The organism is Dictyobacter halimunensis, from assembly GCF_036245075.1.
The window spans coordinates 2,315,900-2,328,084 of record NZ_BSRI01000001.1 but is presented as its reverse complement, the minus strand read 5'-3'; the positions used below and the strand labels follow the sequence as shown (position 1 = coordinate 2,328,084).

The 12,185-nt window shown below is 53.5% G+C and carries 9 protein-coding genes; 5 read left to right on the top strand and 4 right to left on the bottom strand.

All coding sequences use genetic code 11. From position 1 onward, the window contains the following. The first annotated feature begins 464 nt into the window (after positions 1–464). Positions 465–1,469: a universal stress protein gene (locus tag AABA21_RS09330; protein ID WP_338249119.1), complete on the top strand. Its 1,005-nt coding sequence runs from the start codon at positions 465–467 to the stop codon at positions 1,467–1,469. 74 nt (positions 1,470–1,543) lie between these two features. Here the strand turns inward: AABA21_RS09330 and AABA21_RS09325 are convergent, their stop codons facing one another. Both AABA21_RS09325 and AABA21_RS09320 read right to left on the bottom strand, forming a co-directional pair. Further along, positions 1,544–1,981 (bottom strand): MarR family winged helix-turn-helix transcriptional regulator, encoded by a 438-nt coding sequence (locus AABA21_RS09325; RefSeq protein WP_338249117.1) that lies wholly within the window; start codon positions 1,979–1,981, stop codon positions 1,544–1,546. A 31-nt stretch (positions 1,982–2,012) separates the two neighbouring features. Then, positions 2,013–3,158, bottom strand: a complete 1,146-nt coding sequence (locus AABA21_RS09320) for an FAD-dependent oxidoreductase (protein WP_420917140.1) — start codon at positions 3,156–3,158, stop codon at positions 2,013–2,015. Positions 3,159–3,574: 416 nt separating this feature from the next. Here AABA21_RS09320 and AABA21_RS09315 point away from each other — a divergent pair, with 416 nt between their 5' ends. Further along, complete coding sequence (locus AABA21_RS09315) at positions 3,575–4,501, top strand: EamA family transporter (protein ID WP_338249113.1); 927 nt, start codon at positions 3,575–3,577, stop codon at positions 4,499–4,501. A 151-nt stretch (positions 4,502–4,652) separates the two neighbouring features. Then, positions 4,653–5,192 carry an NUDIX hydrolase gene (locus tag AABA21_RS09310; protein ID WP_338249110.1) on the top strand — a complete coding sequence of 180 codons (540 nt, stop codon included), beginning with the start codon at positions 4,653–4,655 and terminating at the stop codon, positions 5,190–5,192. Between the two features lie 186 nt (positions 5,193–5,378). Here AABA21_RS09310 and AABA21_RS09305 read toward each other — a convergent pair whose 3' ends face one another. Beyond that, positions 5,379–6,761 (bottom strand): GH1 family beta-glucosidase, encoded by a 1,383-nt coding sequence (locus AABA21_RS09305; RefSeq protein WP_338249109.1) that lies wholly within the window; start codon positions 6,759–6,761, stop codon positions 5,379–5,381. 1,190 nt (positions 6,762–7,951) lie between these two features. Between AABA21_RS09305 and AABA21_RS09300 the strand changes: the two genes are divergently transcribed. Beyond that, positions 7,952–9,811, top strand: a complete 1,860-nt coding sequence (locus tag AABA21_RS09300; RefSeq protein ID WP_338249107.1) for a glycosyltransferase — start codon at positions 7,952–7,954, stop codon at positions 9,809–9,811. A 228-nt stretch (positions 9,812–10,039) separates the two neighbouring features. After that, entirely contained in the window at positions 10,040–11,050 is a 1,011-nt protein-coding gene (locus AABA21_RS09295) for a hypothetical protein (RefSeq protein ID WP_338249105.1), read from the top strand. 152 nt (positions 11,051–11,202) lie between these two features. Here AABA21_RS09295 and AABA21_RS09290 read toward each other — a convergent pair whose 3' ends face one another. Further along, complete coding sequence (locus tag AABA21_RS09290) at positions 11,203–12,087, bottom strand: phosphotransferase family protein (RefSeq protein WP_338249104.1); 885 nt, start codon at positions 12,085–12,087, stop codon at positions 11,203–11,205. Positions 12,088–12,185 lie beyond the last annotated feature (98 nt).

Here is a 12,185-nt window from a genome sequence, read left to right as displayed (position 1 = left end):
CGCAAGGGCCGAACCTACGGTGCACTCGTCTCTTTGAGGCTCCGTTTCCTCTTCATTGAAAGGTATTGCCACCATGTAACCCCATACAAAGAGTATAAAGTTCACATGATGATATGTCTAATACCAAATTTATAAAAAACCGATGCCATATCGGCATCAACAATATATTGAATGTTCATTTTCCATATTTTATGAGGAGCTGGTACACTACTTTCTTTTTTAATAAGGAGTTGGTGCAACACAGTAGGTGGCGCGTACGCGCCACCTACTGTGTTGCACCAACTCCTTATTAAAAAAGGTTGAGCGCCGTAGGCGCGTAGAGTCAGGGACCGAAGGCACGAATGCATAAGTTTGCTGTGATAGGAATGTGATCTATGGGGAAAGCATGGAGACCTCCTTGTGAGGCACCAACTTTATGCTAAAGGCACATACAGATACCTTCACGAGACTAAAGGGAAATGACTATGTTTCAGCATATACTCGTGCCGTTGGATGGATCAACCTGTGCGGAAGAGGCTCTACCAGTGGCCTCCAGGCTGGCGCGTGCCAACGGAGCAACCATCACAGTCGTGCGCATACTCGCCCAGACTCAGGAGTATCCATACTCACTGGTAGATGGCTATCCGGCCATGGAAGAGTGCTACTACCAGGAGGTAAGCGAGGCGACCGATTATCTGGAGAAAGTGATTTATTCAGAGACGCTGCGCGGCATCGCGATCCAGAATGAACTGCTGGTTGGACTGCCGAATCAGATCCTGCCATCGCTGGCGCGCAGAAAACATAGCGACATGATCGTGATGTGCAGCCGGGGCGCCACCGGCATCAAACGCCTGGTACTGGGTAGCCTGGCACAGGAATTGATCCGCCATAGCACGGTCCCCGTCTTTATCCTGCGCAAAGGCTGCGCCGACATGGCCGCATTCAACCGGGCAGGCCAACAACAGTTCCGCATCCTGGTGGCCCTGGACGGCTCGGAAGGAGCCGAAGACGCGCTGCTCCCGGCCGCCCGCATCAGCGCGGCATTCTCAACAGATGGTGTGAGCAGGCTGCACCTACTGCATATCGTCAAACCACGCCACGCTGGCAATAAACAGGATCCGCTCCTCACCAACCAGGTCAATCAACGCAAGATCGACGAGAGCTTAGAGTATCTCAGGAAGATTAAAGTCGGCGTCCAGCAGCGGCTCAGTGGGAAGATCCCAATGGAGATTACCTCCTCGGTGGTGCTGGACATCAACGTGCCCGAGACCATTATCCAGACGGCGGAACAGGGCTTGAGCGCACCAGACGGCTCCACCATGGGTTATAGCGCCATCGCCCTGGTGACGCACTGCAATCATGGCCTGAGCTACTGGTTTGGCGCTCACGTGAGCGAACACATGCTGGGAGAGACGCGCCTGCCGCTCCTGGTCATCCGTATGCAGGAACAGCCGGCGGCCACCAGGAAAGCTACACTGGCGGATTCATAGCGTGGGTAGAAGTGCCTCCCGCTGAAAAGGCACGATCTACCCCCATGCTTCTTAATAGCGCGGGCATGATGTTTTTAAACCGTGGGATCAGCAGCCTTCAACTGCTCATATTTCTCATAGATCTGTTCGAGCCCCTGCCTGATGGTTGCTCTCATCTCCTCATCAAGACCCTCCAAAATTTGAGCCTCCAGCGTATGGGTGAAGTCCGCCATCTGCCGGGCAATCTGCTCTCCAGCAGGGGTGAGAGTGACCAGGGTAAAGCGATTATCGCGTGGATCGCTCCGACGGGTCAGCAATCCTGAACCTTCCATCTGCTTAACGAAGCGCGTTACCAGCGTCCCTTCCATTCCCAAACGCTGCACCAGTTCGGCCTGGCTTAGTTCGCCGTTCTGCTTCAGTTCAAGTAAGAGCATCTGACGAGATTGACTCATTCCAACATGCCTCTCATAGAGACGCGCTTGATCGCGCGAGAGATGAAGGATCAGAGCGGGCAAGGGCAGTTCCTTACTCATCTTAGGGCCTTTCTTCTATCATCCAAGAGCACTATTCTGTTTGTTCCTGCGAAGTATAGCGTATCATCTGGTCAACCATACTTTGAGGAGCGTCGGGACGGAAGCAGTCAACAAGGTTGGTGGCGGATTCGGTGGCGGAGATTTCGCTCCGCGTGAACATGGCGGTTTCATACTCCGCGAGGGCCGCTTCCACATCGTCGGGATAAGCCAGCAGAGCGTCCGCCAATTCGACGGCATCCAGCAGAGCTAAATTGGCACCCTCCCCAGCGAACGGCGACATCAGGTGGGCGGAATCACCAAGCAACGTAACCCCTGGCACGCGCTCCCAGCGATGCCCAACCGGTAGAGCATAGATGCCACGATGAATAAATTCCGCATCGCTTTCAGAGATGAGGGCGCGTAAACGGTCATCCCAGTCAGAAAACTGGCTGAGCAGGCGCTGCCTGATTGCCTCGGTATCGTTCGCACCGATGCCATTGGAGGCCATCCAGTCCACAGGCACCTTTAGCGCGATATAAACGGTGAGCCGTGCCTCCCCATCGCGGTGGGTCAGCAGACCCTTTTCGTCAGAGAGTGCAAACATCGAGCCTCGGCCAACCAGGTCAGCAACCACAGGATGACGTATATCGGCGTCAAAGAGGTATGTTTCAAAGAATGAGACGCCCAGGTAAGTGGGCTGCGCATCCGACAGCAGTGGCCGGACTTTCGACCAGGCACCATCCGCGCCAATCAATAGCTCCGTAGTGAACGTTGCTCCACTCGCCAGTCGTACCTCATATCCTCCCGCTTCCAGTTTGACGACACCGGCCACTTTACTGCCCCAATGAATACTCTCAGCTGGCAACGATTGGAGCAACATGTCGCGGAGGGAGCCACGATCAATCTCTGGTCGCGTGCCGTTCCCCTGATCTTTCCAGCGAACAGTCGCGTCCTTGTCAAGAATAAGCATATCGTCGCCCGACGGGACAACCTTCTGCCGAAAAGCTTCAAACAGCCCCGCCCTCCGCAAAGCAAGCTGACCCGACTCCTCATGCATGTCCAGAATGCTTCCCTGATGACGGACATCCGGTGATGCTTCAAGATCGTAAATGGCAACCTCGATCCCATGTTTGTGCAGTATGCTGGCGAGGGTGAGACCACCCAGACCAGCGCCGATAATAGTAATCTGTTTCAACATCATATTGCCTTTTGCATTCATAAAAAACGTAATCGATCGTCCATGAAAGAATTGATTAATCGAGTTGATAATCAACTGAGTTGATTAATTTACAAGAGTATCATACTCTGGAGAAAAGCTACTGTCAAGCGCTCGATTGCGGAATGGGGGCGGTAGCGTTGACATGGTTTTGGTGGGGATGGTATAATCGGACCGCTTAAAGTTGCGGATTGAGTAGAGAAGCATGGGCGCGTGGCGCCGTCGCTTTATATAACAAATACGGGTTTCCTGACCGGCAGTATCGGCTCACTCTAGCTAGATTGAATCTATGTTATGAGGGTAGGGCTTTTTTTTGTGCCCGTGTGGGCATGGGTGGGTTGTTATGACTGTTGCCGGCTCTACCTGTTTCAGGATTTGTAGACAGGAGGAAGTTCGTTTTGAAGAGATTAACCGCCAGCTTGCTGGTTCTGGCAGGCGCCGCATCCTTCGGCATTTTATCGACGATTGTGAAGATCAGCTATAGCCAGGGCTTTTCGACGGCCGAGATTACAGATAGCCAGATCCTGCTCGGCTGCCTCTGTCTCTGGCTCTGCAGCATTCCTTCATTGAAATATTTGCGCACCATCTCATTGGTCAGCATCGGCAAGTTGCTTGCCAGCGGTATTTTCGGTGGACTGGTCGGGGTCTTTTACTACCTGGCCCTGCAGTCGCTGTCGGCCTCCTTTGGAGTAATCCTCCTCTTTCAATTTGTCTGGATGGGCTTTGTGGTGGACTGGCTGATCGACAGACGGCGGCCAACGACCAATCAGTGGATCGCCATCGTGGTTGTCCTGATCGGTACAGTGCTGGCGGCTGGCTATGAGGCGCTACGCTTCGAGCATGTCAGCCTGGTCGGTGTTATCCTGGGATTGCTGGCCGCCGCCAGCTATACCCTCAATCTGACCGTCAATGGTCGGGTTGAGACGCAGGTCCCCTCTATTCTGCGCAGCGCCCTGATGGTAAGCGGCTCGGTCATCATCACCTTTATCTCTCTGCCGCCCTTCTTTCTGGCGCATGGGCTCCCCGGAGCAAATCTGTGGATCTTCGCCGCCCTGCTGGGCCTCTTTGGCGCGGTAATCCCGCTCTATCTGTATGCGCGCGGCATCCCGGTGGTTGGTTCCGCCATGGCCTCGATTCTTGGCTCGATCGAGCTCCCGGTAGTGATTACCTGCTCAACACTGGTGCTGCACGAACAGGTCACTCTAACGCAATGGATGGGCGTGCTATTGATCCTGTTCGGCATCTTCATCTCGCAGCAACGCATCATCACCGGCAAATCCATGAAGCGCCCGCTACCGCAAAACAGTCAGCGGGAAAGCGCGTAACACGCTCACGGCCTCGCCTGTCTACCTCTTTCCAACGGGGGCAGGCAGGGTCTATCCATTCACGACCTATCTCTAGCGTTTCAGGCGCTGGTATGGTACAACTAGCAGCAGTGCATGCCGTCCTTAAATTTGGCGAGAGAAAGGAGTGGAGATGAGCCAGAATGTTTATGACAATATCCGCACGCGGGTGATCGTCCTGCAAGAGAATCAGCTATTATTGTTAAACGATGAGGGCGCGTGGAGACTGCCGGGAGGTGGGTTAGAGCCGTATGAGAGCTTACTGGAATGCGCCGCGCGCGAGGTTTATGAGGAGACCGGCATTGAGGTTGAAGCCACCAGCGTCGCCTTCCTGGGAGAATGGGTCTATCCTACCTATGCCCCCTGTCCCCGCAAACGTATGCAGTACGGCTACACGCTGGAAGTGCATATCTACGCCCATCCCATCAGCCCCGATCAGCCACTGCGGCAGGAGGGACCCGATTTTCCGCAGCCGGCCTGGGTACCACTCTCCAGCGTTCCTCAGCTACCCCTATGGCCCAAAGAGTTAAAGACACTGGCCACCACACTCCTCGCGGGCAAGACCGTACCGGGCGTCCCCAGCATCCTCAAACGGATCGAAGGTTCGCGGGCCACTCCACCAACCGATCTCCCCTACACGCAGATCGCACTCACCGCGCAGTCCGATATCTGACGCGGCATCAGGCTCTTCTTTTGCTAGCACACTTAAGCGCCCCTTTCGGGCACCCGCATACGCGGTCGCCCTATTTTGTAGGGATTGGAGCAATACTACGGGTGGGTGCGAATGCACCCACCCGTAGTATTGCTCCAATCCCTACAAAAGCAATTGCACACCTGCGGGGTGCAAGGGAAGCATGCTTTAGCGAGCGGCGTGGTGATCTTTGATCAGCGAGGAATACCAGAGCACGCTCTCTTTGGGGATGCGCCGCTGGGTCTCGTAATCGACGTAGACGACGCCGAAGCGCTTGCGATAGCCTTCGGCCCATTCGTAATTATCCATCAAGGACCAGACGAAGTAGCCCTTCAGGGGCACTCCCTCATGGGCGGCCCCAGCGGCGGCGGTAATATATTCCTGCAAGAAGGAGACGCGGCGCGGATCGCTGACCACCTCGCTCTTGCCATCCCACTTATCGCTGAAGGCGGCTCCATTCTCGGTCACATACAGCGCCTTGACGTTATAGTCATGATGCAGGCGCAGCAGCATATCCTTCAGAGCGTTCGGATAGATCTCCCAGGCCATATCGGTGTAGCAGGCCTCAGGAACAGGGGAGACCGTGGCAACCGCGTCGGCCAGCGGCGCCTGGCCCGCCGTGCCACGTACCAGGTTGCGGGAATAGAGATTAATGCCCAGGAAATCGACCGGAACGTTGATCGTCGCCAGATCATCTCCCTGGATGGGAGGGGGATTCAACCCCATATCGGCAAAAAAGGTCTCGGGATAGTGGCCTTGAAAGAGAGGATCGAGAAACCAGCGGTTGGAGAAGGCATCCTGCAGGGCCATGTCCCGCAGCGTCTCAGGGCGCTCGTCTTCGCCATAGACAGGATAGACATTAAGGGTAATGCCGACCTGCTTATCGGGAGCAACGGCGGCGCGGATGCGTGGCACAGCCAGACCGTGGGCCAGCAGGAGATGGTGGGCGGAATCAATCGCGGCCTGCCGATTCCGCACGCCCGGCGCGTGCACGCCAATGCCATAACCAAGATACGCCGAACACCAGGGTTCATTGAGGGTAATCCAACCGGCAACACGATCACCCAGACGACGCGCGACAATCTCAGCATAGTCTGCAAAGGCATAGGCGGTCTCGCGATTGGTCCAGCCACCGGCATCCTCCAAAGTCTGGGGCATATCCCAGTGATAGAGGGTCGCGAACGGCGTAATGCCTTTGGCCAGCAACGCATCGACCAGGCGATCATAAAAATCCAGGCCCGACTGATTGACATCCCCTCGGCCCTGTGGCAAGATACGGGGCCAGGCGATCGAGAAACGATAGGCATCCAGACCCAGTTGCGACATCAGATCCACATCCTGGGGCATACGATGATAGTGATCGTCGGCGACATCCCCGGTATGTCCGCCAAACACCTTGCCGGGGGTGGCCGCGAAGGTATCCCAGATCGAGGTGCCACGCCCATCCTCATGCGTCGCCCCCTCAATCTGGTACGAAGCGGTCGCCGCCCCGAACACAAAATCCTTCGGCAGCAACGAGGCCAGTTGATGATTATCCACAAACTTCTGCATCTCAAATCCCTTCAAGCCAGTACATAACATGTATTACCAGCATCTGTGCGATATAGCTTAAATAAAGAACTTCCGTGTCCTGAAACAGGAGGAACTTTCCTGTAATTTACCACATTTTCTGGAGCATGATGTTAGCGAGCGTAAGCGCTCCCGTACACGCGTCCGCTACGCGGCCGCGCTGGGTTTTTGAGTTGCTGCATGCGGCGCGCGGATGCGCGCCGCATGCAGCAACTCAGAACGAGAAACGACCACAGTACGTGCGGGGCTTGCCTCCGCTTGTTTCCTCGCCGCTTATCAATGCAGGCTTCTGCTGATGCAGAACGTCTTTCTTGTTGCTTTTTCGAGCGGAAAGGACAAAAGCGGGGGCAAGCCCCGCACGTATTGTGGTCGTTTTTATAGTTACTTGCTCTAAAGTTTAAAGTATTAGGCGCATTCGCGCCCCCTGCCGCGCCAACATACCATAAACAAGTGCGGGCGTACGTACGGGGGCGCACTTGTATCACCATACAGCGGACCGTGCACAAACGACAGCTGGCTCTATAATAAAATCGAGTATAATATTGTACTATTGATTGAATGGCTGACTTAATAGAAAATGCAAGAATACTACATTTGATGGCTTAATCCGAGGTTGGAAAGATCATGTGAGCCGCTAAAAGATAGAGAATAAATATATGTTATTTGTCGCCACCTAGTGTGAAATTTATGTAGCAATTTTGTACTACCCGTCGAATGATGGAAAAGCCTCCTAATTACAGGGGAACAGGAGACGATAATGGAGGTGAACAAGCTTGAATTGTGGGCCTGGTCACATATCCATAGGTGCTAATAGTGTGGCATCTGGCACAGAAATCCTGCCTCGAGGGATGTATAATACCCATAGTAGAAAATAGATGTAAACCTTCTAGTTCAGCCTATATGTCAAGCGTAGAATGTGTTATTGATCCAGTAGCAAGGTTTCACATCGTGTCAGACGCCAGACCTGTTCATCAAGCTAATGTTACGTCTAAACAGAGGTCAAAAGCCGAAATAGAATGTGGTGGAGTATTGTTATCATAAGCAACAGGGTCTCACGTCTGATAGGGAACTATTCGATACACCTGTAAGTGTTAGCACTAATATCATTCCTTGAGGTAAATGAATTGTCTTATTCGTCTTATAGCAAACCAACCAAAACACTTATAGAAGACATGCCTGCTACACCCTCTGGAAATAATATATCAGAGGAGCAACAGTCGCATGCCACGCAGATCGAGCAGCTTGCGATTCCTGCCGCAACCTATGCCAGTCTACAATTACAAGATGGCAATTTACAAATAGCTGAATCAGACAGTAATCTTAATAGCATGTCATTTGAAAAGGCTGTCACTGATACGGATGCTGGCGAGGATGCCCTGAACTGGCTCAAACAGGCGTCGGAAGAGCATAACCAGCAATTTATTGCCGCCGCTCTCCGCGATGGAGACTTTACTCCTGAGATGGGAGCCCGGTTGTGGATGCAGGAAGATATCGTACCGCTGCGCGCCGAGCGCCGGGCAGATCAGCCGGCAACGGCCGAGGACCTGGTTCGCTACGCACGTCTTCAATTTGATCAGAATGACCTGGCGATAGTGCCCCTGACGGCCGATCGCGAGGTGGTTGTCAGTGAGTTGACCACCCTCGAAGAGTATCGCTCCACGGTAACGGCCGAGGACTTTGAAATGGTCCAGCATCTGGCACACAAATTTGAGGGGAAACGCCTGGTCTTTATCAATGCTACCCCACAGGGTGGCGGCGTAGCTCTGATGCGCCATGCCCTGATCCGTCTACTCAAACTGCTGGGTGTAGATGCCCATTGGCATATTCTACTGCCCAAAAAAGAAGTTTTTGATATTACCAAAACTAAAGTTCATAACGTGTTGCAGAACGTGGCCAGCCCATCCACCGAGCTGACGGAAGACGACAAGCAGGTCTACCTGGATTGGACGCAAGAGAACGCCGTGGTGCTAGACCCTGTGTTCAAGCAGGCCGACGTCATCGTCATTGATGATCCACAACCCGCTGGCCTGATTCCCTATATCAAAGAGGCCAATCCAGACTGTAAGATCCTGTATCGCTCACACATTCAGATCGTAGCGGACCTGGCTACCCAGGAGGACACGCCCCAGCATACCACATGGAGCTTCCTGTGGAACTTCATCCGACAGGCAGACTACTTTATCAGCCATCCTATGAAGATGTTCGTACCCTCGAACGTGCCGGACGAAAAAGTGCTGTATATGCCCGCCACCACCGATCCGGTCGATGGTCTGAACAAGCCACTGAGCGAGCAGCAGATGGACACATATATCAAGCTATTCAACAAGATCCTGATCCAGGAGAGTCAGACCCCATTGGATAGCCAGCGTCCATACATCGTTCAGATCGCGCGCTTTGATCCATCTAAAGGTATTCCTGACGTGCTGGATGCATACCGGCAGTTGCGCCAGATGCTGGAAGAGCAGCAGCGGCCTGTGCCACAGCTCGTTATCGCCGGCAATGGCTCAATCGATGATCCCGATGGCGTTCCGGTCTATAGCCTGATCAAACGCATCCTGCAGACCGAGCCGTACATCGGCTTCGCCCACGATGTCAAGGTGGCACGCCTGCCGCACCGCGACCAGATTCTAAATACGCTACTGCGCAGGAGCGCGGTCGTTCTGCAGCTCTCGATTAAAGAGGGTTTTGAGATCAAGGTGACCGAGGCTCTGCACAAAGGTAAACCGGTCGTAGCGTACCGGGTCGGTGGTATTCCGCTGCAGATCCATGACAACGTCAACGGCTACCTGGTAGAGACCGGCGAAACCGACCAGGTTGCGCAGCATCTCTACAACCTGATGACAGACGACATACTCTATACCAGCATGAGCTCGGCCGCCGCGGCCCTGGCCAACCGCGACTACCTGACCATTCCGAACGCCCTCTGCTGGCTCTACCTGGCCACCACCATGCTGGAGGGTGAGACCCTACCGGGAAACTACCAGTGGGTCAAAGCCCTGGCCATGCTCAGCGCCGAAGAGATCGCCGCCTAAAAAACGCGCATCCCTTATTAGCAATATCAAAAGAGCCGCTTCTCCGTCAATGACAGGGAAGCGGCTCTTTTTTTTATCCGCCAAAGGTAGATGATGAGGAAACGATGAGGAAATGATGTGAAGATGAGGTGGGATTAGCAGCCAAAGCAGCCCATACTAAAGACACGATAACACTTTTCTATATTGAAAATCTAAAAAAATGAATGGATGAAGAAGGAACAAAAACATATGCGAAAAGGTATGCGTATCGGTCTTAGCTGCTGTGTAGCGCTGCTGCTCATTTTACTGGCGAGCGCCTGCAGCAATGTCATGCCCCTCACAACTACTCATAATAATGTACAGGCGCAGACGAAGACGCTGGATCAACAAAAGAAGAGGCCGACGCCAGAGGCGCTCACTCCACAGCAGATCCTACAGAAAAGCAGTAATGCGATGAATAATCTGACGGGAGTGCACTTTACGCTAGACGCCAAACGTCAGAACATTACACCGAGCGGCACAACACCCAATCCATCCGGCAACATCCTGCAGACGTTGCAGACCCTGGTGCCGCTGCCCGGCGCGGCTGCATATAATAGCTGGAAAGAGGGTGCAGGTGATGACGCAGGGACCCATGGCTCGCAGATACACCTGAAGGAACAAACAGATCCGCCCCTGTTCCAGCCCGGCTCTGGCTATGCTTTCACCATGGATCAACGCCAACAGGCCGATGATAGCACCTACCTGCTCGGAGAACCAATCGCCAACCAGAAGTGGTACGTGATTAGCTCGCACACGCTGGTCAAACAGAACGCCACGCAGATCTACGTGCTCTCGGGCATGTCGCAGATCAGAAACCTGCTTCAACTGACCATGCAGGCGGGAAAGGTGAGCGATAAGGGATTGGAGAAGATGAACGGCAGCCAGCTACTCCACATCCACGCTACCTTCGATGAGGAAGACCGCACAGCCCTGCGCGCCATCGATGTGGAGAACTATAGCCCATTCTTCGCCTCGATCCAGACTCAGAATACCAGTGGCAGCAGCGACTTCTGGATCGATCCCGCCACTGGCTACGTCTATCGCGCCAGTAGCACCGTTGTCTATAAGACAACCGAGAACGACGCTATGCCGACGGTGACTATGCAGCAGACGCTGACCTTCAACTGCAGTCAATTCAACCAGCCCGTCACCATTCAGATACCTGCGCAGCCGATACCAGCCAACAACATCAATCAGATCTACCATTATCAACCATAAAGCACCTCTGCTCACTTCAGGCCAGCGTCTCCGTCCCTATTCATAGGGTACGGAGCCTGGCCTTTCTCATCATCGCGTCATTATGCCCAATCACATGAGCTTCGGCAAGAGCAAAGTTTCATAGTATGACACGTACTTGTCTGCACTGTACCTCATTTAAGACAGTCTCTGATGACCAGTGCGGCATGCCTGGCATCGGCGGCATCTGGTATTTTATAGGTAGAGCTATCCAACAAGAGTAATGCATCAATTATCCGCGCCAGTTGCATACGTTCCGCAAAGCCTTTACTGCTAACGAGAGATCGACCGTAGGTGGAGGCGAGCCAGTCGATCGAGAACTCATAGCTATCCCAATAGTTCCAGCGAACAAGATCTCGTATAGGATCGCCACTGTGAACCGCGCCCCAGTCAATAATACCAGTGATCCTATCATCGCTATCAATAAAGATATGGTCAGGCGTCAGGTCATAATGCAATAAAACGGGTTTAGCGACTGCGAATGATTGCAGATAACGCAATGCCTGCCACACTTCTTCAAAGCGGGGCACGCCAAGAGCATTGAAGGGGGCGAGGGCTGTGTCGAACTGCTCGGTGCCTTCGTGAAGAGCGAGCATCCACTGTTCAAACGACCTGTATATCCCATGATCGGGTTGGATGATCCTTCCCCACCCAACTGGCGACACCGAATGAATAGCCGCAAGTAGCTCGCCAGCCCGCTCAGTAAGTCTTTCAGAGCGCTCACGTCCCACCTTACCTTGTGCCAGCAGACTATCCATCGGCTCTCCGATTAACTTCTCCTGGATCTGGTAGGAGATCGCTCCATCTCCATCAGCCAGGGAGCCCTGTGCCAGAATGGCAACAACAGGCACTCCACGGCGGCCCACTGCCTGCATTGCCCATCGTTCAACGGCGAATATATCGTAGTCAAATCCTCTCGCAATACGCAGGACAAATGAGCTATTCTTCATGTTGATGAGATAAACTTCGTTAGACTGGCCCTTGTTGATACGAGTAGCCCGCTCAATGTCCGTACCCATGGCTTTTCGCACGATTGCATTGAGGGTGTCTGGATTCGTTATATGGGTGCGCTGAGACTGTTTCCGCTGATCATTCATAACATGCAAAATGTTATCAC